The 22517-nt window shown below is 73.0% G+C and carries 20 protein-coding genes; 8 read left to right on the plus strand and 12 right to left on the minus strand.

The genetic code is table 11. The features are described 5' to 3' along the window. The first annotated feature begins 41 nt into the window (after positions 1-41). The 5 genes from hutI to MET2598_RS0119740 all read left to right on the plus strand — a co-directional run bounded on the left by hutI (position 42) and on the right by MET2598_RS0119740 (position 6440). Positions 42-1244 carry an imidazolonepropionase gene (gene hutI / locus MET2598_RS0119720; RefSeq protein ID WP_018262054.1) on the plus strand — a complete coding sequence of 401 codons (1203 nt, stop codon included), beginning with the start codon at positions 42-44 and terminating at the stop codon, positions 1242-1244. Continuing rightward, positions 1241-2782, plus strand: a complete 1542-nt coding sequence (hutH, locus tag MET2598_RS0119725; RefSeq protein WP_012331557.1) for a histidine ammonia-lyase — start codon at positions 1241-1243, stop codon at positions 2780-2782. Before hutI ends, hutH begins: the two co-directional genes overlap by 4 nt. Further along, positions 2779-3594 (plus strand): N-formylglutamate deformylase, encoded by an 816-nt coding sequence (gene hutG, locus MET2598_RS0119730; RefSeq protein ID WP_012331556.1) that lies wholly within the window; start codon positions 2779-2781, stop codon positions 3592-3594. Before hutH ends, hutG begins: the two co-directional genes overlap by 4 nt. Beyond that, positions 3591-5270 carry a urocanate hydratase gene (gene hutU, locus MET2598_RS0119735; protein WP_012331555.1) on the plus strand — a complete coding sequence of 560 codons (1680 nt, stop codon included), beginning with the start codon at positions 3591-3593 and terminating at the stop codon, positions 5268-5270. The genes hutG and hutU overlap by 4 nt, the downstream gene beginning before the upstream one ends. Before the next feature lie 150 nt (positions 5271-5420). Next, the gene (locus MET2598_RS0119740) at positions 5421-6440 is read left to right on the plus strand and encodes a GlxA family transcriptional regulator (protein ID WP_018262055.1); all 1020 of its coding nucleotides are present in this window, start codon (positions 5421-5423) and stop codon (positions 6438-6440) included. A 224-nt stretch (positions 6441-6664) separates the two neighbouring features. Here the strand turns inward: MET2598_RS0119740 and MET2598_RS0119745 are convergent, their stop codons facing one another. The 4 genes from MET2598_RS0119745 to ugpB form a co-directional block, all read right to left on the minus strand. Further along, positions 6665-7912 carry an acyl-CoA dehydrogenase gene (locus MET2598_RS0119745; protein WP_018262056.1) on the minus strand — a complete coding sequence of 416 codons (1248 nt, stop codon included), beginning with the start codon at positions 7910-7912 and terminating at the stop codon, positions 6665-6667. 97 nt (positions 7913-8009) lie between these two features. Next, the gene (locus MET2598_RS0119750; protein WP_018262057.1) at positions 8010-8687 is read right to left on the minus strand and encodes a PRC-barrel domain-containing protein; all 678 of its coding nucleotides are present in this window, start codon (positions 8685-8687) and stop codon (positions 8010-8012) included. Between the two features lie 63 nt (positions 8688-8750). Beyond that, a complete protein-coding gene (ugpA, locus tag MET2598_RS0119755) occupies positions 8751-9635 on the minus strand; it encodes a sn-glycerol-3-phosphate ABC transporter permease UgpA (RefSeq protein ID WP_012331551.1) in 885 nt (294 codons plus the stop codon). Positions 9636-9637: 2 nt separating this feature from the next. Then, positions 9638-10960, minus strand: coding sequence for a sn-glycerol-3-phosphate ABC transporter substrate-binding protein UgpB (ugpB, locus tag MET2598_RS0119760; protein WP_012331550.1), 1323 nt, complete (start codon positions 10958-10960; stop codon positions 9638-9640). A 355-nt stretch (positions 10961-11315) separates the two neighbouring features. Between ugpB and MET2598_RS0119765 the strand changes: the two genes are divergently transcribed. Together MET2598_RS0119765 and MET2598_RS0119770 are read left to right on the plus strand one after the other, a co-directional pair. Beyond that, positions 11316-12179, plus strand: a complete 864-nt coding sequence (locus MET2598_RS0119765; protein WP_018262058.1) for a creatininase family protein — start codon at positions 11316-11318, stop codon at positions 12177-12179. A gap of 2 nt (positions 12180-12181) precedes the next feature. Further along, positions 12182-13069: a sterol desaturase family protein gene (locus MET2598_RS0119770; RefSeq protein ID WP_012331548.1), complete on the plus strand. Its 888-nt coding sequence runs from the start codon at positions 12182-12184 to the stop codon at positions 13067-13069. A gap of 96 nt (positions 13070-13165) precedes the next feature. On the opposite strand, the gene MET2598_RS0119775 is transcribed toward MET2598_RS0119770, so the two are convergent. The 7 genes from MET2598_RS0119775 to MET2598_RS0119810 form a co-directional block, all read right to left on the minus strand. After that, positions 13166-14845 (minus strand): thiamine pyrophosphate-binding protein, encoded by a 1680-nt coding sequence (locus MET2598_RS0119775; protein WP_018262059.1) that lies wholly within the window; start codon positions 14843-14845, stop codon positions 13166-13168. Positions 14846-14904: 59 nt separating this feature from the next. Further along, positions 14905-16077 carry a CaiB/BaiF CoA transferase family protein gene (locus MET2598_RS0119780; RefSeq protein WP_018262060.1) on the minus strand — a complete coding sequence of 391 codons (1173 nt, stop codon included), beginning with the start codon at positions 16075-16077 and terminating at the stop codon, positions 14905-14907. 594 nt (positions 16078-16671) lie between these two features. Further along, the gene (locus tag MET2598_RS0119785) at positions 16672-17733 is read right to left on the minus strand and encodes an ABC transporter ATP-binding protein (protein ID WP_018262061.1); all 1062 of its coding nucleotides are present in this window, start codon (positions 17731-17733) and stop codon (positions 16672-16674) included. A gap of 23 nt (positions 17734-17756) precedes the next feature. Next, positions 17757-18599: a sn-glycerol-3-phosphate ABC transporter permease UgpE gene (gene ugpE / locus MET2598_RS0119790; RefSeq protein ID WP_012331544.1), complete on the minus strand. Its 843-nt coding sequence runs from the start codon at positions 18597-18599 to the stop codon at positions 17757-17759. A gap of 6 nt (positions 18600-18605) precedes the next feature. Beyond that, positions 18606-19601 carry an adenosine kinase gene (locus MET2598_RS0119795; protein WP_018262062.1) on the minus strand — a complete coding sequence of 332 codons (996 nt, stop codon included), beginning with the start codon at positions 19599-19601 and terminating at the stop codon, positions 18606-18608. A 373-nt stretch (positions 19602-19974) separates the two neighbouring features. Continuing rightward, on the minus strand, positions 19975-20496 hold the full coding sequence (locus tag MET2598_RS0119805; protein WP_018262064.1) for a Uma2 family endonuclease: 522 nt from the start codon (positions 20494-20496) through the stop codon (positions 19975-19977). 47 nt (positions 20497-20543) lie between these two features. After that, positions 20544-20867: a hypothetical protein gene (locus tag MET2598_RS0119810; protein WP_012331542.1), complete on the minus strand. Its 324-nt coding sequence runs from the start codon at positions 20865-20867 to the stop codon at positions 20544-20546. 150 nt (positions 20868-21017) lie between these two features. Here MET2598_RS0119810 and MET2598_RS0119815 point away from each other — a divergent pair, with 150 nt between their 5' ends. Continuing rightward, positions 21018-21905, plus strand: a complete 888-nt coding sequence (locus MET2598_RS0119815) for a sulfite oxidase heme-binding subunit YedZ (RefSeq protein ID WP_012331541.1) — start codon at positions 21018-21020, stop codon at positions 21903-21905. Positions 21906-21918: 13 nt separating this feature from the next. Here MET2598_RS0119815 and MET2598_RS0119820 read toward each other — a convergent pair whose 3' ends face one another. Beyond that, the gene (locus MET2598_RS0119820; protein WP_236728760.1) at positions 21919-22269 is read right to left on the minus strand and encodes a hypothetical protein; all 351 of its coding nucleotides are present in this window, start codon (positions 22267-22269) and stop codon (positions 21919-21921) included. Between the last annotated feature and the right edge of the window lie 248 nt (positions 22270-22517).

Consider the following 22517-nt stretch of genomic DNA (forward strand, 5'->3'; position numbering starts at 1 on the left):
GCCGATTCGCCGGGCCGCTTCCACCCGCCAGGAGCCGTCCCATGCTGTGCGACCGCCTGTGGCGCAACGCCCGGCTCGCCACCCTGGCCGAGGGGGGGCCGGGGCTCGGCCTCGTGGAGGACGGGCTGATCGCCGCCCGCGACGGGCGCATCCTCTACGCGGGGCCGGCGCGGGCGGCGCCCGCCTTCGCGGCCCGCGAGACGGTCGATTGCGAGGGGCGCTGGATCACCCCGGGCCTGATCGACTGCCACACCCACCTCGTCCACGGCGGCGACCGGGCGGCGGAGTTCGAGGCGCGGCTCGCCGGCGCCAGCTACGAGGAGATCGCGCGGGCGGGCGGCGGCATCGTCTCGACCGTGCGCGCCACCCGGGCGGCGAGCGAGGACGCGCTCGTCGGGAGCGCGCTGCGGCGCCTCGACGCGCTGATCGCCGAGGGCGTGACCGCGGTCGAGGTGAAGTCCGGCTACGGCCTCTCCGTCGCCTCCGAGCGCGCGAGCCTGCGGGCGGCCCGCCGCCTCGGGGAGAGCCGCGACGTCACCGTGACCACGACCTTCCTGGGCGCCCACGCGCTGCCGCCGGAGGAGCCCGACAAGGACCGCTACATCGCGCATGTCTGCACCGAGATGCTGCCCGCCCTGGCGCGGGAGGGGCTGGCCGACGCGGTCGACGCCTTCTGCGAGGGGATCGCCTTCTCGCCCGTCCAGACCGCGCGGGTCTTCGAGGCGGCGCGGGCGGCGGGCCTGCCGGTGAAGCTGCACGCCGACCAGCTCTCCGATCTCGGCGGGGCGGCGCTGGCGGCGCGGTTCGGCGCCCTCTCGGCCGACCACCTGGAATACGCGGACGAGGCCGGCGCCGCCGCCCTGGCCCGGGCCGGCACCGTGGCGGTGCTGCTGCCGGGGGCCTTCTACTTCATCCGGGAGACGCGGCGGCCGCCCGTCGACCTGTTCCGCCGCCACGGCACGCGGATGGCGCTCGCCACCGACTGCAATCCCGGCACCTCCCCCCTCACCTCCCTGCTCCTCGTGCTCAACATGGGAGCGACGCTGTTCCGGCTCACCGTCGAGGAATGCCTCGCGGGCGTGACCCGGGAGGCGGCCCGCGCCCTCGGGCGCCTGCACGAGATCGGCACGCTGGAGGCGGGCAAGTGGTGCGACCTCGCGGTCTGGGACGTCGAGCGCCCGGCCGAACTCGTCTACCGCATGGGATTCAACCCGCTGCACGCCCGCATCCGGAAGGGCCGATGAGCGCCGTCACCCTGACTCCCGGCCGCGCCGCGCTGGCGCAGTGGCGCGCGATCCGCGACGGGGCCCCGCTGCGGCTCGATCCCGCCTGCCGGCCCGGCATCGCGCGGGCCGCCGAGACCGTGGCGGCGATCGTGGCGCGGGGCGAGCCCGTCTACGGGATCAATACCGGGTTCGGGAAGCTCGCGACGGTGCGGATCGCGCCCGACGACCTCGCCACGCTGCAGCGCAACATCGTGCTCTCGCACGCGGCGGGGGTCGGGGCGCCGGTCCCGGCCGGGATCGTGCGGCTGATGATGGCGCTCAAGCTCGCGAGCCTCGCGCAGGGGGCCTCGGGCGTGCGGCCCGAGACGGTGGCCCTGCTCGACGCGATGCTGGCGCGGGGCGTGACCCCGGTGGTGCCGGGCCAGGGCTCGGTCGGCGCCTCGGGCGACCTCGCGCCGCTCGCCCACATGACGGCGGCGATGATCGGCGTCGGGGAGTGCCTCGACGCGGGGGGCGCCCGGCTGCCCGCCGCCGCGGCCCTGGCGCGGGCGGACCTCGCGCCCCTCGATCTCGGCCCGAAGGAGGGGCTGGCGCTCCTCAACGGCACGCAATTCTCGACCGCGCTCGCGCTGGCGGGCCTGTTCGGGGCGGAGGACCTGCTGCGGGCGGGCCTGGTCACCGGGGCGCTCTCGGTCGACGCCGCCCGCGGCTCGGACACGCCCTTCGACCCGCGCATCCACGCGCTTCGCCGCCACCGCGGCCAGATCGACGCGGCCGACGCCCTGCGCCGCCTCCTCGCCGGCTCGGCGATCCGGGCCTCGCACCTCGTCGGCGACGAGCGGGTGCAGGACCCCTACTGCCTGCGCTGCCAGCCGCAGGTGATGGGGGCCGCCCTCGACCTCCTGCGGCAGGCGGGGGCGACCCTGGAGACCGAGGCGAACGGCGTCTCGGACAACCCGCTCGTCTTCCCCGAGACCGGGGAGGCGCTCTCGGGCGGGAACTTCCACGCCGAGCCGGTGGCCTTCGCGGCCGACATGATCGCGCTCGCCCTGTGCGAGATCGGCTCCCTCGCCGAGCGGCGGATCTCGCTCCTCGTCGACCCCGCCCTGTCCTCGGGCCTGCCGGCCTTCCTGACCGGGCGGCCGGGCCTCAACTCGGGCTTCATGATCCCGCAGGTGACGGCGGCGGCCCTGGTCTCGGAGAACAAGCAGCGGGCCTACCCGGCGAGCGTCGATTCGATCCCGACCTCCGCCAACCAGGAGGACCACGTCTCGATGGCGGCCCACGGCGCGCGGCGCCTCCTGGCGATGGCGGAGAACGCCGCCGCGGTGCTCGGCATCGAGCTGCTGGCAGCGGCGCAGGGCTGCGATTTCCTGGCGCCGCTGCGGTCGAGCGAGGCCCTGGAGCGGGTGCGGGCGCGGCTGCGGGCGGCGGTGCCCCGCCTCGACGAGGATCGCTACCTGCATCCGGAGCTCGAGGCGGCGACGGCTCTGGTGCGCGACGGGGCCGTGGTGGCGGCCGCGGGCCTGGACCTGCCGGGGGTGGACGGGCGATGACGCCGGCCTGGCTCGCGGTCCGGCGGGGGGCGTCGCCCCTTCTCCTCAGCCTGCCCCATACCGGCACCGAGATCCCGCCCGAGATCGAGGCCGGTCTCGTCTCGCCCTGGCTCGCCCGCAAGGACACGGACTGGTTCATCGAGCGGCTCTACGCCTTCGCGGCGGATCTCGACGCCACGATCATCCGCACCTCCCTCTCGCGCACGGTGATCGACGTGAACCGGGACCCGTCCGGCGCCTCGCTCTATCCCGGGCAGGCGACGACGGAGCTCTGCCCCACCACCACGTTCGACGGCGAGCCGCTCTACCGGGACGGGCAGGCGCCCGACCCGGCCGACCGGCGCGCCCGCTGGTTCGACCCCTACCACGCGGCCCTGCAGGACGAACTCGCGCGGCTGCGGCGGCTCCATCCCCGGGTGGTGCTCTACGACGCCCACTCGATCCGCTCGGAGATCCCGCGCCTGTTCCCCGGCCTGCTGCCCCATTTCAACATCGGCACGCATGGCGGCCAGGCCTGCGACCCCGCCCTCCAGGAGCGGATCGAGGCGATCTGCCGGGGCAGCGGCCTCAGCCAGGTCAGCAACGGGCGCTTCCGCGGCGGCTTCATCACCCGCGCCTACGGCCGCCCGCAGGACGGCGTCCACGCGGTGCAGATGGAACTCGCCTGCCGCGCCTACCTGGCCGAGCCGGTCGGGCCGGTCGATCCCGCGACCTGGCCGGTGCCCTACGATCCCGACCACGCCGCGCCGGTCCGCGCGGCCCTGCAGGACGTCCTGTCCGCGTGCCTCGCCTTCGGAGCCTGCCCGCCATGAGCCGCCTCGACGATCCCCGCCTCGACAATGCCCGCCTCGTCCGCGCCCCGCGCGGCCCCGCCCTCACGGCGCGGAGCTGGCTCACCGAGGCGCCCCTGCGCATGCTGATGAACAACCTCGACCCGGAGGTCGCCGAGCGGCCGGGCGAGCTCGTGGTCTATGGCGGCATCGGGCGGGCGGCCCGGGACTGGGCGAGCTTCGACCGGATCGTCGCCGCCCTCACGGACCTGGAGGAGGATCAGACACTGCTGGTCCAGTCCGGCAAGCCGGTCGGGATCTTCCGCACCCACGCGGACGCGCCCCGCGTGCTGATCGCCAACTCCAACCTCGTGCCGCACTGGGCGACCTGGGCGCATTTCCACGAGCTCGATCGCCGGGGCCTGATGATGTACGGCCAGATGACGGCCGGCTCCTGGATCTACATCGGCAGCCAGGGGATCGTGCAGGGCACCTACGAGACCTTCGTGGAGATGGGCCGCCAGCACCATGGCGGCGACCTCGCCGGGCGCTGGATCCTGACGGCGGGCCTGGGCGGCATGGGCGGGGCGCAGCCCCTCGCCGCCACGATGGCGGGCGCCTCCTGCCTCGCCGTCGAGTGCCGGGCCTCCAGCATCGAGTTCCGCCTTCGCACGGGCTACGTCGACGTGCAGGCCCGGGACCTCGACGAGGCGCTCGCCCTGATCGAGGAATCCTGCCGGGCGCGCACGCCCCGCTCGGTCGCGCTCCTGGGCAACGCCGCCGAAATCTACGCCGAGATCTGGCGCCGGGGCGTGCGGCCGGATTGCGTCACCGACCAGACCTCCGCCCACGATCCCGTCAACGGCTACCTGCCCCGGGGCTGGAGCCTCGCCGAGTGGGAAACCCGCCGCGAGAGCGACCCGGACGGGGTCGCGGCGGCGGCCAAGCGCTCCATGGCCGAGCAGGTTCGGGTGATGCTGGACTTCCACCGGGCCGGCGTGCCCGTGGTCGATTACGGCAACAACATCCGGCAGATGGCGCTGGAGGAGGGCGTCCGCGACGCCTTCGCCTTCCCGGGCTTCGTGCCGGCCTATATCCGCCCGCTGTTCTGCCGCGGCATCGGGCCGTTCCGCTGGTGCGCCCTCTCGGGCGATCCCGAGGACATCTACCGGACAGACGCCAAGGTGAAGGAATTGCTGCCCGACAACGCAGCCCTGCACCGCTGGCTCGACATGGCGCGGGAGCGGATCCGCTTCCAGGGCCTCCCGGCCCGGATCTGCTGGGTCGGCCTCGGCGACCGCCACCGCCTCGGCCTCGCCTTCAACGCGATGGTGCGCAGCGGCGAGCTGAAGGCCCCGATCGTGATCGGGCGCGACCACCTCGATTCCGGCTCGGTCGCCTCGCCGAACCGCGAGACCGAGGCGATGCGCGACGGCTCGGACGCGGTCTCCGACTGGCCGCTCCTGAACGCGCTCCTCAACACCGCCTCGGGGGCGACCTGGGTGTCCCTGCACCACGGCGGCGGCGTCGGAATGGGCTTCTCGCAGCATGCCGGGATGGTGATCGTCTGCGACGGCAGCGAGGCCGCCGACCGGCGCCTCGCGCGGGTGCTCTGGAACGATCCGGCGAGCGGCGTGATGCGCCACGCCGATGCCGGCTACCCGGACGCGGTCGCCTGCGCGCGGGAGCACGGTCTGACCCTGCCGAGCCTCGGCTGACCGCCCGGCGGGGCCGCGCGGCGGGCCCTGCTGGACCGGGCGGGCAGGTTACTGGTATATGCCTGTAATCCGCGGCGCCGGGCCCCCGCATCCGCTCACGACGCGGGGCCAGGGCCGCCGCGGTCGAGCCCGTCCCGACCCGCGCGCGCCATGGACCACGACCTCGCAGCATCGTCCCGGGGCATCGCGGATGCGGCGCCGGAGGCGCTCGCGCCGGCCCGCGCGGCGCGGACGATCGGCCTCCTGGTGCTGCCCGGGGCGCAGCTGATGTCGCTCGCCGCGCTCGCCGCGTTCCAGAGCGCCAACGCGCTCGGCGCGAGGCCCGCCTACGCGATCCGCCTGGTCTCGCAGGAGGGCGGGCCGGTGCCGACCGCGGCGGGGTTCCGCCTGGAGACCGAGCCCTTCCCGGAGGCGCCCTTCGACACGCTGATGGTCGGGGCCTTCGCGGGGCCCCGGACCGTGCCGGCGGGCCTCGCCGCCCTGGTCCGGCGGGCCGCGGCCCGCGCCCGGCGGGTGGCGGCGACCTGCACGGGCGCCTTCGTCCTGGCGGAGGCCGGGCTGCTCGACGGATTGCGCGCGACGACGCATTGGCGCAACGCCTCGGAGCTGCAGGCCCGCTACCCGGCGGTGCGCCTGGAGCGGGACCGGCTCTACGTCGGCGACGGGACGGTGTGGACCTCGGCCGGGATGGCGGCGAGCATCGACCTCGCCCTGCGGCTCGTCGAGGACGACCTCGGTCCGGAGACGGCCCGCGAGGTGGCGCGCCGCATGCTGCTGGAGCGGCGGCGCTCCGGGGGGCAGCCGCAGCTGTCGCGCCTGCTCGACCTCGCCCCGAAGACCGACCGGATCGAGCGGGTGCTCGACTACGCCCGGCGCCACCTGCGGGAGGACCTGACGGTGGCCCGCCTGGCCGAGGCGGCGCGGCTGTCGCCGCGCCAGTTCAGCCGCGCCTTCCGGCAGGCGCTGGGCCAGCCGCCCGCCAAGGTGGTCGAGCGGCTGCGGGTGGAGGCGGCGCGGGCGATGCTGGTGGAGGGGCGCCACTCCCTGGACGTGATCGCCGCGGAGGTGGGCTTCGCCGATCGCGAGCGGATGCGCCGCGCCTTCCTGCGCCTCTACGGCCAGTCCCCGCAGGCCCTGCGCCGGGCGGGCCACCCGGCGGAGACGGCCTGATCCGGGATCCACTTGATCGAGGCGGATCCCGGATCACAAGCCTGCGCGGCGCCTGAGCGAAGCCCTCGGGAGCGAGCCGGATCACCGCCGAGATGCGCCCGTCGCGGCCCCCGCAGGCGAGACCGCGGCGCGGCGCATCGCCCGCCCCGTCGAGGATCACAGGTCGCGCCGACCTCGCCGATGGGGTCGAGGCGGCCGCATCCCGGGCGGGCCGCGGCCCGGCGTCAGAAGAACGCCTGCAGCCCGGTCTGCGCCCGGCCGAGGATTAGGGCGTGCACGTCGTGGGTGCCCTCGTAGGTGTTCACCGTCTCCAGGTTCTGGGCGTGGCGCATGACGTGGTACTCGCCCATGATGCCGTTGCCGCCGTGCATGTCGCGGGCGGTGCGGGCGATCTCCAAGGCCTTGCCGCAATTGTTGCGCTTGACGATCGAGATCATCTCGGGCGCGACCCGGCCCTCGTCGAACAGCCGGCCGACGCGCAGGGAGGCCTGGAGGCCGAGCGCGATCTCGGTCTGCATGTCGGCGAGCTTCCTCTGCACCAGCTGCGTCTGGGCGAGCGGGCGGCCGAACTGGGTGCGGTCGAGCGTGTACTGGCGGGCGCGGTGCCAGCAATCCTCCGCCGCCCCCAGGGCGCCCCAGGAGATGCCGTAGCGCGCCCGGTTGAGGCAGCCGAACGGCCCCTTGAGGCCGCTGACATGGGGCAGGAGCGCGCTCTCGGGCACCTCGACCCCGTCCATGACGATCTCGCCCGTGACCGAGGCCCGCAGGGAGAGCTTGCCCTTGATCTTGGGGGCGGAGAGCCCCTTCATCCCCTTCTCCAGGACGAAGCCCCGGATCTGGTTGTCGTGGGCGGGCGACTTCGCCCAGACCACGAAGACGTCGGCGATCGGCGCGTTCGAGATCCAGGTCTTGGCCCCCGAGAGGCGGTAGCCGCCGTCGATCTTCTCCGCCCGCGTCTTCATGCCGGCGGGATCGGAGCCGGCATCGGGCTCCGTGAGGCCGAAGCAGCCGACGAACTCGCCCGTCGCGAGCTTCGGCAGGTAGGTCCGGCGCTGCGCCTCGTCGCCGTAGGCGTAGATCGGGTACATGACGAGGGAGGATTGCACGCTCATCATCGAGCGGTACCCGGAATCGATCCGCTCCACCTCGCGGGCGACGAGGCCGTAGGCGACGTAGCTCGCGCCGGCGCAGCCGTACTCCTCCGGCAGCGTCACGCCGAGGAGGCCGAGTTCGCCCATGGCGTTGAACAGGGAGCGGTCGGTCCGCTCCTCCGCGTAGGCCTCGACGATGCCGGGGAGGAGCCGCTCCTGCGCGAAGCCGCGCGCCGTGTCCCGGATCAGCCGCTCCTCGTCCGTGAGCTGGTCCTCCAGCAGGAAGGGATCGTCCCAGCGGAAGGCGCCCTTGCTTCCCTCGTGCGGCTTGGCCGCGCTCAGGTCGGTCTGGGTGATGGCGGCGACGGGCGCGGCGGTCATGCGCGGGCTCCTCCTGCTGGTCGGTTGCCCCGAGGTGTAGCGCGGTCGCGCCCCGACCGCCAGGACGCGAAACCGCGTTTCGCAGCGGCCGGCCGCCTCACCGGGCCGGGCGGGCCTCGTCATCGAAGGCCGGGGCGGCCTCGAGCTCCGCCTTGGTCATGCGCAACTCGGCCTCGATCGGCCCGCCGCTCTTGCCGACCACCAGGACGGTGGCGGGTCCGCGCGGCTGCCGCGCCGCCTCGACCGAGCCGGTCGCCTCGGTGACCGCGCCGCTGTGCTTGTCCTGCACGGCCGAGAGCACCTCGTTGCGGCTCGTCGCCCCCGGCATCGTCTCGGGGCCGGCGGTCCGGGCCTCGGCCTCGCTCGGCGCGCGCTCGGGCGTGGTGAAGGAGGGCGGGCCCTCCCGGGGCGACACGCCGGTGTTCCAGGCGAGCGTGTCGAAGGGCACCGCGACCTTCTTCTCGCCGAGGCCCAGGAAGCCTCCCACCCCGATCACGACCCCCCGCACCCGGCCGTCCTCGGTGACGAGGAGGTCCTCGATCTCGCCGACCCGGACGTGGTCCTGCCCGACGACGCCGACGCCGCGGATCTTGCTCGCCCGCATCGCGCCCGGGGGCGGGGCCGTGAGGAACGGCGAGGCGCCCTGCTGGGCAGGGACGGACTGGGCATGGACGGGCTGGGCATGGACGGGCTGGGCGAGGGCCGCCGGGCCGGCGAGGAGCGCGGCGGCGAGCGTCAGCGGGGCGATGCGCGCGGTCAGGGGGCGTCGGGTCATGGGACCTCCGATTCCCCGCACCAACGGCAGCGGCGGCGCGGAGGTTCACGGCCCGGGCGCGCCCTAATACGCGACCTTGCGCTCGACGGTGCGGAACTGGACCGCCGTGAGGGCGATCACGATGATCATCAGCACCACGGACTGGGCCGCGGAGGCGCCGAGATCCGAGCCGGTGCGCCCGTCCTGGTAGACTTTGTAGACGAGGGTCTGGGTGGCCCGGCCCGGCCCGCCATGGGTGAGGACGTCGATCGTCCCGAACGTCTCGCAGAACGCGTAGACCACGTTGACGACGAGGAGGAAGAAGGTGGTGGGCGAGAGCAGCGGGAACACGATGGTCCAGAACCGCCGCGCCGGCCCCGCCCCGTCGATCGCCGCCGCCTCGATCACGCTGCGCGGGATCGCCTGCAGCCCGGCGAGGAAGAACAGGAAATTGTACGAGATCTGCTTCCAGGCGGCGGCCATGACCACGAGGATCAGGGCGTGGGTGCCGTCGAGGAGCGGGTTCCAGGCAACGCCGAGGTCGCGCAGCCCCCGCGCGACGATGCCGAGGGAGGGCTGGAACAGGAAGCCGAACAGCACCCCGGCCACCGCGGGCGCCACCGCGTAGGGCCAGATCAGGAGGGTGCGGTAGAGGCCCGCCCCGGCGAGTTCCCGGTCGGCCATCACGGCAAGGAGCAGCGCGAGGCCGAGCGACAGCCCCGCCACCGCGGCCGAGAACACGGCCGTGACGCCGAGCGCGCCGTAATAGGCCGGGTCGGCGAACAGGGCCCGGTAATTGTCGAAGCCCACGAACTCGCTCGCGAGCCCGAAGGCGTCCTGCGCCAGGAAGGACTGGCCGACCGCCTGGACGGCCGGCCAGTAGAAGAACAATGCCACCGTCAGGAGCTGCGGCAGGAGCAGGAGGAGCGGCAGCCGCCAGCCCCCGAAGGTGACGCGATCGGGTCCCACGGTCAGCGGTTCGCTTGCTTCTCGAACTGGCGCAGCATGGCGTTGCCGCGGGCGGCGGCCTCGTCGAGGGCCTCCTTGGCGCTCTTCTTGCCGGCGAGCGCCGCCTCGATCTCCTCGGCCCAGACGTCGCGCATCTGCGGCATGTTGCCGAGGCGCAGGCCGCGGGAATTCCCGGTCGGCGGCTTGTTGGTCAGTTCCTTGAGCGGGACTTCGAGGGCCGGGTTCTTGTCGTACCAGCCATCCGCCTTCGACTTCTCGTAGGCCGCCTTGGTGATCGGCAGGTAGCCGGTGGTCTGGTGGATGCGCGCCTGCCGCTCGGTGTCCGACAGGAAGGCGAAGAACTTGGCGACGCCCTTGTACTCCTCGGCCGACTTGCCGCCCATCACCCAGAGCGAGGCGCCGCCGATGATGCTGTTCTGCGGCGCGCCGGGCGCGTCGGGATAATAGGGCATCGGGGCCGCCGCCCACTCGAACTTGGCGTTGCCGCGCACGTTGCCGTAGGAGCCGGAGGAGCCGAGCATCAGCGGGCACTCGCCCGAGGTGAAGCGCCCGAAGCCGTTGTCGTAGCGGCCGGAATAGTCGTAGAGCTTGTCCTTCTGCATCTCCGCGAGCGTCGCGAGGTGCTTGACCTGCAGCGGCCCGTTGATCTGCAGGGCGGTGTCGAAGCCGTCGAGCCCGTTGGCCTTGGTGGCGAGCGGCACGTTGTGCCAGGCCGAGAACTGCTCCAGGTGGGCCCAGGTCACCCAGGTGTTGGAGACGCCGCAGGTGGTGTAGCCGGCAGCCTTGAGGGCCTTGGCGGCGGCGAAGACCTCGGGCCAGGTCTTGGGCGGCGCGTTCGGGTCGAGGCCGGCCTTCTTCAGCGCGTCCCGGTTGACCCACATCACCATCGACGAGGAATTGAACGGGAAGGACAGCATCTCCCCGGCGGCGGTGGAGTAGTAACCCGTGATGGCCGGCAGGTAGGCATTCGGGTCGAAGGGCTCGCCCGCCTCCTTCATCAGCTGGTAGACGGGCTTCACCGCACCCTTGGCCGCCATCATGGTGGCGGTGCCGACCTCGAAGACCTGGATGATGTGCGGCGCGGTGCCGGCCCGGAAGGCCGCGATGCCGGCGTTCAGCGTCTCCGGATAGGTACCCTTGTAGGCCGGGACCACCTTGTACTCGCTCTGCGAGGCGTTGAACTCCTCGGCCAGCCGAATGACCGCGTCGTTGTTGGCCCCCACCATGGCGTGCCACCATTGCAGTTCGGTGACCGCGAGGGCGGGACCGGCCGCCGCGATCCCGAGGACCGCGAGTCCGGCGCGAAGGATCGTGTTCAGGGCCATGGCGCCTCGTCTCCTGCTGTGCCGTGGGCACAGATGGGGCGGTTCTGTTTCAGCCCGATGACGGGTGCGGCCGGGCCATTGCCAGACGTGCAAAAGCACGCCCGCGCACGCGGAGCAAGAGGAGGCCGCGGCAGGGACCGGCGCCGCCTCGCCCGCGAGGCGGAGGATCCTGCCCGGTGGGCGCCGATGCGGGTCTTCGACCCACGCCCAGGCGCCTGCCGGCGCGCGACCCGTTGTTCTTACCGGAGCAAGGCGGCACGCGCGGCACATCCCGCATGCATATAAGATTCGGTTAATCGTCACGCGCTAGGTGACTGGTGAATCGTGCCGCTTCACTGGTCGTTCCACGCGCCCCATGCCGATCCTGAGTCCGTGCCGGCGCTCCAGGCGCCTCCTGCTCGCCGTCGGCACGGTGCTGGCGGTCGGCATCCTGACCATGCGGGCGTCGCTCCCGGCCCCGCTCGTCGCGCGCATCGCGATCGCCGACATGACCTGGGTCGAGGTGCAGCAGGCGCGCGAGCAGGGCTTCACGACCGTGCTGGTGCCGAGCGGCGGGCTGGAGCAGAACGGCCCGTTCTTGCCGATCGACAAGCACGACAGTATCGTGGCCTTCACGGCGCGCCGGATCGCGGAGGCGCTCGGCCATACCCTGGTCGCCCCGGTGATCTCCTACGTGCCCCAGGGCCGCTTCGATCCGCCCTCCGACAACCTCCTGTTCCCCGGCACGCTCGGCGTCTCCGAGGAGGCCTTCGCCGGGACGCTGGAGGGCATCGCCCGCAGCCTCAAGGCGCACGGCTTCCGCCTCATCCTGTTCCTGTGCGACCACGGCGGCAGCCTGAAGGTGCAGCAGGAGGTGGCGGCGCGCCTCGACCGCGCCTGGGCGCCGCAGGGCGTGCGCGTGGTGAGTGTCGACGCCTACTACGTCGAGGGGAACCGCGCGCAGCAGGCTTGGCTCGAGTCACAGGGCGAGACGCCGGCCACGATCGGCTTCCACGCCGGGCTCGCCGACCACGCCCTGATGCTGGTGACGGCCCCGGAGCGGGTCGATCTCACCCGCGCCGCCCCCTCGCTCCTGGCGCGGCTCGGCCTCGCCGGCGACGGGAGCAGCGGCGACCCGCGCCGCGCCACCGCAGAGCGGGGGCGCCGGCTCCTGGCGATCCAGGTCGAGGCCGCGCTCGCGCAGATCCGGCCGCTGATGGCTTCCGGCCAGGGATTGTGACCATGCCCGACCTCCCGCTCCCGCCCGCCCTCTGGGCCGCCGTCCACGGTCTCGCCGAGAGCACCGCGGGGGTGTGGCTGCTGCTCACGATCCTGGGCGCCGTGTTCACGGCCGTCAGCCTCGTGGCCCGGCCCTGCAATCCGGGCCAGCCGTGGTGGCGCAAGCCCGACGTCCTCACGGATGTCTGCTACTGGTTCGCGATCCCGGTCGTCTCGGGCTACGCCCGGGTCTGGCTCCTGGTCATCGGCATCGTGGTCATGAACGCCGCCTGCGCCTCGGCCGGGCTGCCGGCGCAGTTCGGGGAGGGCAAGGGCCCCCTCGCGGGCCTGCCGTTCTGGGCGCAGGTGCCGCTCTACCTGATCCTGTCCGACCTCGTGATGTACGCGACCCATCGCCTGTTCCACACGATGCGGTTGTGGCGGTTCCACGCGGTCCACCATTCCTCGGAGCAGGTGGAGTGGGTGTCGGCGGCCCGGTTCCATCCGGTCGACGCGGTCTTCCACGGCGCGCTGTCGGACGCGGTGCCGCTCCTGCTCGGGATCTCGCCGGACGTGGTGATCGCGCTGGTGCCCTTCAGCGTCGCGCTCGCCGCCCTCGCCCACGCCAACCTCGACTGGACCTTCGGCCCGCTGCGCTACCTGCTGGTCAGCCCGGTCTTCCACCGCTGGCACCATACCGGCCCCGACCAGGGCGGGAACATGAACTTCGCGGCGAGCTTCCCGTTCATCGACCTGATCTTCGGGACCTTCTACATGCCCAAGGGGGTGCTGCCCGAGGCCTACGGCAACGGCGACCCGTCCTTCCCGTCCGGGTTCGGCGGCCAATTGGTCCACCCCTTCGTCGGCGCGGGCGCGGGCGGGGCGGCCGAGGGCGCCGGCCTCGGCCGCTGAGCGCAACGGCCCGACGCACGTCCGCCTGGCTCCTCGCTCCCGCACCGCTTCCGCCGCCCGACCGGCGGCCCCTCCGGCGCGCGATGCGCGGGAGCGTCAGGTCGCCCGCCCGCGCTCCCGCAGCGCCGTGAGGGTGGTGGTCGGGGTGATCGCCTCGGGGTCGATCGGGCAGTGCAGGATCGCCGGCAGGCCCGAGGCGCGGGCGCGGGCGAGGGCTTCGGGGAAGTCCTCGGTCCGGGTCACCCGCTCGCCGTAGCCGCCGAAGGCCGTCGCGTAGGCGGCGAAATCCGGGTTGCGCAGGCTCGTGCCCGAGACGCGGCCCGGGTATTCCCGCTCCTGGTGCATCCGGATCGTGCCGTACATGCCGTTGTCGACGAGGATGACCAGGATCGGCAGGCCGTACTGCACGGCGGTGGCGAAGTCCTGCCCGTTCATCAGGAAGTCGCCGTCGCCCGACACCGCCACCACGGTGCGCTCCGGCCGCAGGCGCTTGGCCGCCACCGCGGCCGGGACGCCGTAGCCCATCGAGCCCGAGGTCGGGGCGAGTTGCCCGTCGAAGGCCCGGAAGGGCCAGAAGCGGTGCACCCAGGTGGCGAAGTTGCCGGCCCCGTTGCACAGGATCGCGTCGGCGGGCAGCACCTCGCGCAGATGCGCCATCACGCCGCCCATCTGGAGGTCGCCCGGGGTGGCGACGCGGGCGGGATCGCTCCAGGCGAGGTAGGACGCGTGCGCCTCGTCGGTCCCCTCCGCCCAGGGCAGCCGGGCGGGCGGCTGCACGGTCTCGATCGCCGCCGCGAAGGCGGCGGGGGTCGCGTTGACGGCGAGGTGCGGCCGGTAGACCCGGCCGAGCTCCTCGGGATCCGGATGCACGTGGACGAGGCGCTGGCGCGGCCCGGGAATGTCGAGCAGGCTGTAGCCCTGCGAGGGGATCTCGCCGAGGCGCCCGCCCACCAGGAGCAGGAGGTCGGCCTCCCGGATGCGGGCGAGGAGCCGCGGATTCGCGCCGAGCCCGAGATCGCCCGCGTAGCTCGGGTGGTCGGCCGGGAACAGCCCCTGGCGGCGGAACGAGCAGGCGACGGGCAGGCGGAACAGGCCGGCGAAGCGCGCGAGGCGCCGCACGGCCGCCTCGCTCCAGCGGCTGCCGCCGAGGAGCGCGAGGGGCCGCTCGGCCTCGCCGAGGAGCCGCTGCAGCGCCACCATCTGGGCCAGCGCCGGATGGGTCTCAGTCGGCGCGTAGGGCGGCGCGTCCGCCACCGCGGCGGTGGCGGTGAGCACGTCCTCCGGCAGGGCCACCACGACCGGGCCGGGCCGGCCCGCCGTGGCGACGTGGAAGGCGCGGGAGATCAGTTCCGGCAGGCGGGCCGGGTCCTCGACCTCGGTTACCCACTTGGCCACCGTGCCGAACACCGCCCGGTAATCGATCTCCTGGAAGGCCTCGCGCTCGCGCGCGCCGCGCTCGACCTGGCCGACGAACAGGATCAGCGGCGTCGAATCCTGGCGCGCCACGTGCAGGCCGGGCGCCGCGTTCATGGCGCCGGGGCCCCGGGTGACGAAGCAGATGCCGGGCTCGCCCGTGAGCTTGCCGGCCGCCTCGGCCATCATGGCGGCGGAGCCCTCCTGGCGGCAGACGGTGAGGCGGATCGCGGCGTCGTGGAGCGCGTCGAGCACCGCGAGGTAGCTCTCGCCCGGCACGCAGAAGGCGTCCCGCACCCCGTGCACGAGGAGCTGATCGACGAGGATCCGGCCGCCGGAGCGGGGCGTGGCGCTGTCAGGCATCGCGTGGCTCTCCTGTCCCGATCCCGCCGGATCGCACGGGCGGCGGCCCGCCGGAAGGGTCACCCGCTCCAGGCCGGGTCGTCGAGGACGCTCTGCGTGTGATCCCCCACCTGCGGCGAGGCGGCGTCCGCCACCATGGGCACGCCGTCGATCACGATCGGCGAGCGCACGCTCGGCACGTGGCCGCCCTTGGCGCGCGGCTCGGGCAGGTCGACCCGCAGGCCCCGGTGCCGCACCTGGGGGTCGGCGAAGACCTCCGCGAGGTCGTTGATCGGCCCGACCGGCACGTTGACGGCGGTGAGCCGCGCCAGCAGCTCCGCCTTCGGGTGGCGGCTGGTCTCGGCGGCGATCAGCGGGATCAGCACGGCCCGGTTCGTCACCCGCGCCGGGTTGGTGGCGTAGGCGGGGTCCCGGTGCCACGCGGTGCCGAGCACGCCGCAGAGCTTGGCGAATTGCCCGTCATTGCCGCAGGCCACGATGACGTGGCCGTCGGCGGCCGGGAAGACCTGGTAGGGCACGATGCTGATGTGCTCGTTGCCCATCCGCGGCGGCAGCTGGCCCGAGACGAGGTAGACCAGCGCCTGGTTGCCGAGCACCGAGACCTGGGTGTCGAGCAGCGCCATGTCGACGTGGCAGCCCTTGCCGGTGGCGTGGCGGCCCTGGAGGGCGGCGAGGATCGCCGTCGCCCCGTAGACGCCCGTGAACACGTCCGCGAAGGCGACCGCGGTCTTCACCGGCTCGCCCGCGGGCTCGCCGGTGAGCGACATGATCCCGCCGAGGCCCTGGATCATGAAGTCGTAGCCGGCGCGCGGCGCGTAGGGTCCGTCCTGGCCGAAGCCGGTCACCGAGCAGGTGATGAGGCGAGGGTTGAGCGCCCGCAGGCTCTCGTGGTCGAGCCCGTACTTCCTGAGGCCGCCGACCTTGAAGTTCTCGATCATCACGTCGGCATGGGCGGCGAGCCGGCGCACCACGGCGCGGCCCTCCTCGGTCTCGAAATCCGCCGCGACCGAGCGCTTGCCGCGATTCGTCGAGTGGAAGTAGGAGGCCGAGAGGGTGCCGCCCTCCGCCGCCTCCACGAAGGGCGGGCCCCAGGCGCGGGTGTCGTCCCCGACCCCCGGCCGTTCGACCTTGACGACGTCGGCCCCGAGATCCGCCAGGAGCTGGCCGATCCAGGGCCCGGCGAGGATGCGGGCGAGTTCGAGCACCCTGATTCCCGCGAGCGGCTTGTGCACGGAACCTCCTTGGAGGGGGCCTCACGCGGCCTCGTGGCGGCCGGGACGAGCCGGCCTTCTAGCGCATTTCCCGCCGAAGGGGATGCCGGTTCGGCGCAGGACATGCGGCACGATCGAGGAGCTGGAGCAGCGCCCGATGGCACCGTGATCGGGCGCTGCTCCACGCATCATTCGCCGAAACGGTCACCGGTTCGGCGCAAGAGGTGATGCGAGGCCAAGACCCTCAGCGGACCCGCAGGGAGCAGGTCTGCCGAGGGCATCGGGCGGGCCGCGCAACTGGACCGCGCTCAGCCCGGATCTGGTCCAGGCTGTGGACGGCTCGCCAGTCGCCATGCCGCGCGCGACATCCCGCGGCTCCGGCCAAACGCTCGGCTCAAGAGCGGCTCAAGAGCGCTTGGCCCAACAGCGCTTGGCCCAACAGCGCTTGGCCCAACCATGATGCCCGGCCGGATCGGCCGCAACCCGCCGCGTCTTGGCCAGGACGGCCATCGCGTCCTTGACCGGCATGCGCGCCGACGCCTTGCCGGCCGCCGGAGAGGCAATCATGCGCAACGCCCGGTCACGCGCGGCGGCGGATCCGTCGATCCTCCCCGGTCAGGCGCCCCCGCCGATCCGCCGCCCGGTCTCGCGGTCGAAGACGTGGATCTCCGCCGGATCGAAGGCGAGGAGGACGGTCGCGCCCTCCGCGGGCTCCGGCCCGGCCGGCACCTGCACCACCACCTCGCCCTCCCCGAGGGTGCCGTGGAGCAGGCGCGTCGCCCCGAGCTCCTCCGCGAAGGCGACCCGGAAGGGCAGGCCCTCGGGGGCGATCCGGAAGGCTTCGGGCCGCAGCCCGACCTCGACCGGGCGGCCGGCCGGGAGATCCGGCAGGCTCACGGGAAACACCCGGCCGGCAATCCGGACCTCCTCCCCCACCGCCTCGGCGGCCAGGATGTTCATCGGGGGCGAGCCCATGAAGGTCGCGACGTAGCGCGTCGCGGGCCGGCGATAGATCTCGATCGGGGTGCCGACCTGCTCGATCAGGCCCCCGTTCATCACCACCAGCCGGTCGGCCATGGTCATGGCCTCGACCTGGTCGTGGGTGACGTAGACCGTCGTCACCCCGAGCTGGCGCTGCAGGCGGCGGATCTCCACCCGCATCTGCACCCGGAGCTTGGCGTCGAGGTTCGAGAGCGGCTCGTCGAACAGGAAGATCCGGGGCTTGCGCACGATCGCCCGCCCCATCGCCACGCGCTGGCGCTGGCCGCCCGAGAGCTGGCGCGGGTAGCGGTCGAGGAGCGCGTCGAGGCCGAGCAGCCGCGCCGCCTCCCCCACCCGCGCGGCGATCTCGGCCTTGGGCGTGCCGCGGTTGCGCAGGCCGTAGGCGAGATTGTCCGAGACCCGCATGTGCGGATAGAGCGCGTAGTTCTGGAACACCATGGCGATGTCGCGGGCGGCCGGCTCGACTTCGTTGACCACCCGCTCGCCGATCGCGATGGTGCCCGCCGTCACCGTCTCCAGGCCGGCGATCATCCGCAGCACCGTGGACTTGCCGCAGCCCGAGGGGCCGACGAGGACGCAGAAGGCCCCGGCCGGCACCTCCAGCGAGACGCCGCGCACCGCCGCGACGCCTCCCGTGTAGGTCTTCCCCACCTGATCGAGGACGAGGCGCGCCATTCCGGGATCCGTTGCTCGCAGGGCTACTTCTCGGTCTCGACGAGCCCGCGCACGAACAGCCGCTGCATGCCGACCACCACCGCCACCGGGGGCAGCATGGCGAGCATCGCGGTGGCCATCACGACCTGCCACTCGGTGAGCTGGTCGGTGATCGTGGTCATCTTGCGCAGGCCGATCACCACCGTCTGCATGTCGTCGCGGGTCGTGACCAGGATGGGCCAGAGGTACTGGTTCCAGCCGTAAATGAAGAGGATCACGAAGAGCGCCGCCGTGGTGGTGCGCGAGAGCGGCAGCAGCGTGTCGATGAAGAACCGCACCGGCCCCGCCCCGTCGATGCGCGAGGCCTCCACCAGCTCGTTCGGCACGGTCAGGAAGAACTGCCGGTAGAGCAGGGTCGCGGTGGCCGAGGCGATCAGCGGCAGGGCCAGACCCGCGTAGCTGTCGAGCAGGTGGAGATCCGCCGCGACCTTGTAGGTCGGGTAGATCCGCACCTCGACGGGCAGCATCAGGGTGACGAAGATCAGCCAGAAGGCGGTCTGCCGGAGCGGGAAGCGAAAGTAGATCAGCCCGTAGGCCGAGAGCAGCGAGATCACGATCTTGCCCGCCGCGATGGCCAGCGCGGTGATCAGGCTGTTGAGGAGCATGGTCGCGACCGGCGCGCCCGCGAGCCCCGATTCCGTCAGCGCCCTGCGGTAGTTCTCGGCCGCGTGGAGGCCCGGCCAGAGGGGCATCTGGCCGTTCGCCACGGTGGCGCCGTCATGCGTCGAGGCGACGAAGGCGAGGTAGACCGGGAAGGCCACGATGGCGACCCCGATCCACAGCACGAGGTGCGGGACGAGCGTGCCGAAACGGCGGTTCTCGACCATCCCGGCTCAGAGGCCTTCCTGGGCGGCGAGGGCCCTGAGGTCGGTCTGGGGCCGCGCGCCGATGTGCTGGATCACCTCGGCGGCCGCGATCGCCCCGAGGCGCGCGCAATCCACGTGGTCGAGGTCGCGGGCGAGGCCGGCGAGGAAGCCCGCCGCGAAGAGGTCGCCCGCCCCGGTCGTGTCGACGAGATCGCGGATCGGCGAGGCCGGCACCGCCCGGGTCTCGCCGCGGGTGACGACCAGCGCCCCCTCGGAGGAGCGGGTGACGACGCCGAGGAGCCCCGCCTCCTCGCGCAGGGCCGAGAGGGCCGCCTCGGCATTGGCGGTCTGGTAGAGGCTCTTCAGCTCGTGGATGTTGGCGAAGAGGATGTCGAGGCTGCCGTCCCGGATCAGGCCGAGGAACTCGTCGCGGTAGCGGTCGACGCAGAACGCGTCCGACAGGGTGAGCGCGACCCTGTTGCCGGCCTGGTGGGCGAGGGTCGCCGCCTTGCGGAAGGCGTCCTTGGCGGCGGGCGGATCCCACAGGTAGCCTTCGAGGTAGACGAAGCGGGCGCTGCCGGCGGTCGCCTCGTCCACGTCCGCGGCGGTGAGGCCCTGGCAGGCGCCCAGATAGGTGTTCATGGTGCGCTCGCCGTCCGGCGTGACCAGGACGAAGCAGCGCGCCGTGGCCGGGCCCTCGCTCGTCGGCGCCACGTCGAAGCGCACGCCGGTGGCGGTGAGGTCGTGCCGGAACAGGCGGCCGAGCTCGTCGTCCCGCACCTTGCCGACGAAGCCGGTGCGCGCGCCGAGCTGGGCGGCGCCGACCGCCGTGTTGGCGCCCGAGCCGCCCGACACGATGGTCGCCGGCCCCATGACGCCGAACAGGTGCTCGGCCCGCGCCTCGTCGATGAGCTGCATCGCGCCCTTGTGGACGGATTCGCGCACCAGGAAGGCCTCGTCGGTCCGGGCGATGATGTCCACGATGGCGTTGCCGAGGACGAGCAGGTCGAGCGGAGCGGTCATGCGGCAACCCGGCGGGAGGGATCCTGGCCCGGCCTCTCGCATCCGCGGCCGGCAGGGTCAAGGTGCGGGGTCCTCAGCGCGCGGCGAGGAGATCCGCCACCGCGAGCGTCAGGCCGGGCGGGTCGAGGCGCAGGGTCCCGCGCGGGCAGATGCGGGTCTCGATCACGGACTCACCCCGCCGGCGATGCAGCACTAAGGCCGCGCCGGGTGTCGACGACGAGGTCATGCGCGACGCTCGGCAGCGCGAAGTCGCCGACGAGCTTCCGAGAGGTCGACGCGCCGCGTCCCGGGAGAGGGGATCTCGACCACGATGACGGGGGCCAGGAACTCGTCGACCGTCATGCGAGGCTTCGGGTTCGGGTCCATGGCGTCGTCAGGATCGCGCGAAGAGCACGTCGAGCGGGAGATCGACGCCCGGAGGATCGAGGTGAAGCAGACCCGTCGCCACGATGCGGGTCTCGATCGCCTCGGCGGCCCGTCGGTGGTGGATGACCCGCCGACGATCAGGATCGACCAGCAGGTAATGGTGCAGGCTCGGCAGGCGGAAATATTCCACGAGTTTGCCCCGCTCGTCGAAGCGCCGCGTCCCCGGGGAGAGCACCTCCACGACGATGACGGGCGCGCGCACCTCGACGGCGTGCGGGTCCAGGGGGCCTTCGCAGGTGACGAGCGCGTCCGGCTCGTAGGCCGTGTGCTCGTCGATCCGCACCGTCATCCCGTCCGGCAGCATCTCGCAGGGATGTCCGGCCAAGCCGGCATCGAGCGCCTTCTGGACCGCGAATTTGAGGCGCGCGTGCTGCACCCGCTCGGGCGCCATGGCGACGACCTCGCCGCCGACGAGTTCGTGCCGGCCGGGCGCCGTCTCGCTCCAGGCCAGGAACTCGTCGACCGTCATGCGGCGTGTGCGCTGCGGGTCCATGGCTCCAGCCTAGCACGGAGGCCCTATTGCAGGGACTTCATCTCGCACGCGGCGTAGGCGGCGCTGGCATCCAGGTAGGCCCTGAGCTTGCCCGCGTAGGCCTCGGCGCTCGCCCGGTAGGCGGGCAATTTGGCGTTGTAGGCCTTCACCGCATCGTTGAACGCGTAGGCCTCGAAGCCGGGGCAGCCCGCCTTGACGGACAGGCAGGCGGGCTTCTCCGGCAGGGCCGGCTTCTGCGGCTTCTCGCTCGCCGCGGGCGGCGTCGGCGGCGTGCAGGCGGCGCGGGCCGGACCGGAGGCGGCGAGCGCGAGCAGGATCGCGGCGAGGCCGGGGTGGAACAGGCGCAACGGGGTCTCCTCGCTCGGGATCCGCGGCGGACCGGGCCGCTTCGGGCCTCACGCCATCGTGTGATCGCCCGCGCGGCAGGAGCGTAACCGAGTCCCCATCTGGCACGAAGTCCACCTCGTCACGCGTCCCTCCCCTTCCTCCGGTCCCGCATGCTCGCTCTTCCCTGGCTCGACCGCACCGGCCGCCTGTCCCGGCTCAAGCTCGCGACGTTCCTGGCGACGCTCGGCCCCGGGCTCGCCTACGCGGCGGCCTACGGCCTCGACCGGCTCGGCGCCAAGCCCCTCACCGCCTTCCTGCACGCGATGGGCGACTGGACGATCTACTGGCTGGTCGCCTCGCTCGCCGTGACGCCGCTGCGCCGCGTGGCGGACTGGCCGAGGCTGATCCTGGTGCGGAGGATGCTCGGCCTCGCGGCCCTCGCCTACGCGGTGATTCACCTCCTCCTCTACGCGGCCGACCTGAAGTTCGACCTCGCGCGGGTCGCGGCCGAGATCGTGACGCGCATCTACCTCGCCATCGGCTTTTCGGCGCTCCTCGGGCTCGTCCTGCTCGGCGCCACCTCGACGGACGCCATGATCCGCCGCCTCGGGCGGACCTGGACCCGGCTGCACCGCCTCGTCTACGGGATCGCCGCGCTCGGCCTGTTCCACTACTTCCTGCAGTCGAAGATCGACGTCTCGAAGCCGGTCTTCTGGAGCGGGCTCTTTCTCGCCCTGATGGGCTGGCGGCTGATGCAGCACCGCCGCATCGCCACCACCCCGCTCACCCTGGCGGGGCTGGCCGCCGCGTCCGGACTCGCCACCGCGGCGCTCGAGACCGCGTGGTACGCGCTCGCCACCGGGGTGCCGGCCGGCGCGGTGCTCGCGGCGAATCTCGACTTCTCCTACGACGTGCGGCCGGCCTGGTGGGTGCTCGGCACCGTGGCGCTCGCCGTGCCGCTCAACCTCCTGCGCGGGCGCGGCGAGCGGGCCCCCGCCGCGCGCCGGGCCGACGCGATCCGGCGCCCCGCCGAGCCGGTCGTCGCCGCGGAGCCGTGACGGGCGCGCCGGCTCAGGCGCTCGCCCGGCGCGCGTCGCCGCGGCGCAGGAAGCCGGGGAGGAAGCCGCCCGCCCCGCCGAGGGAGGCGGCCTCCTGCGCCTCGCCCACCTCGATGGCGCAGGTCCACAATCGCCAGGGCGCCGCCAGCGGGAGGAAATCCGCCTCGTCCAGGATCCAGGACGCCGTCCCGCTCGGCTCGACCAGGAGGCGGAAGGGGACCGCGCCGGCCGGGCCCAGCAGCACGACCGAGAGGATGTTGCGGCCCGGATGCAGCCAGCGCGTCGCGTCGAAGGTGAAGCCGTCCTCGCTGCTCGGAAATTCGGTCAGTGCAGGTTGCGTCAGCGCAAAAGTATTGAGGCTCACGATCGCGCGGTCGCCTGCACCGGACAAAGTCAAATGCAGCCTCTCTCCGATGCGCAATCGCATGTCGCCCTCGGCCAGCAGCTCAAATCATCGTTTACATCGGCGATGCTTGCTGCTTCGCGGCCGCGTTGCAAGATGAACAATGTGTGAACATTCCGTTTACAGCACTCGCACAATTTTCGGTTGTTATCTCTACAGCCCCTCTCTGTAACGTGCACAGGTTATTGTTTTCGGGGCAATCGCATTTG

The sequence above is a fragment of the Methylobacterium sp. WSM2598 genome (assembly GCF_000379105.1).
Taxonomy (GTDB): Bacteria; Pseudomonadota; Alphaproteobacteria; order Rhizobiales; family Beijerinckiaceae; genus Methylobacterium.

Excerpts from the sequence above, each read along its gene's own strand:
- MET2598_RS0119815 (WP_012331541.1), top strand. The coding sequence starts at position 21,018 with ATGCTCGCTCTTCCCTGGCTCGACCGCACCGGCCGCCTGTCCCGGCTC.
- ugpB (WP_012331550.1), bottom strand. The coding sequence starts at position 10,960 with ATGGCCCTGAACACGATCCTTCGCGCCGGACTCGCGGTCCTCGGGATC.
- MET2598_RS0119775 (WP_018262059.1), bottom strand. The coding sequence starts at position 14,845 with ATGCCTGACAGCGCCACGCCCCGCTCCGGCGGCCGGATCCTCGTCGAT.
- MET2598_RS0119765 (WP_018262058.1), top strand. The coding sequence starts at position 11,316 with ATGCCGATCCTGAGTCCGTGCCGGCGCTCCAGGCGCCTCCTGCTCGCC.
- hutI (WP_018262054.1), top strand. The coding sequence starts at position 42 with ATGCTGTGCGACCGCCTGTGGCGCAACGCCCGGCTCGCCACCCTGGCC.
- ugpE (WP_012331544.1), bottom strand. The coding sequence starts at position 18,599 with ATGGTCGAGAACCGCCGTTTCGGCACGCTCGTCCCGCACCTCGTGCTG.
- hutG (WP_012331556.1), top strand. The coding sequence starts at position 2,779 with ATGACGCCGGCCTGGCTCGCGGTCCGGCGGGGGGCGTCGCCCCTTCTC.
- MET2598_RS0119805 (WP_018262064.1), bottom strand. The coding sequence starts at position 20,496 with ATGACGGTCGACGAGTTCCTGGCCTGGAGCGAGACGGCGCCCGGCCGG.
- hutU (WP_012331555.1), top strand. The coding sequence starts at position 3,591 with ATGAGCCGCCTCGACGATCCCCGCCTCGACAATGCCCGCCTCGTCCGC.
- MET2598_RS0119785 (WP_018262061.1), bottom strand. The coding sequence starts at position 17,733 with ATGGCGCGCCTCGTCCTCGATCAGGTGGGGAAGACCTACACGGGAGGC.
- MET2598_RS0119750 (WP_018262057.1), bottom strand. The coding sequence starts at position 8,687 with ATGACCCGACGCCCCCTGACCGCGCGCATCGCCCCGCTGACGCTCGCC.
- MET2598_RS0119745 (WP_018262056.1), bottom strand. The coding sequence starts at position 7,912 with ATGACCGCCGCGCCCGTCGCCGCCATCACCCAGACCGACCTGAGCGCG.
- MET2598_RS0119770 (WP_012331548.1), top strand. The coding sequence starts at position 12,182 with ATGCCCGACCTCCCGCTCCCGCCCGCCCTCTGGGCCGCCGTCCACGGT.
- hutH (WP_012331557.1), top strand. The coding sequence starts at position 1,241 with ATGAGCGCCGTCACCCTGACTCCCGGCCGCGCCGCGCTGGCGCAGTGG.
- MET2598_RS0119795 (WP_018262062.1), bottom strand. The coding sequence starts at position 19,601 with ATGACCGCTCCGCTCGACCTGCTCGTCCTCGGCAACGCCATCGTGGAC.
- MET2598_RS0119740 (WP_018262055.1), top strand. The coding sequence starts at position 5,421 with ATGGACCACGACCTCGCAGCATCGTCCCGGGGCATCGCGGATGCGGCG.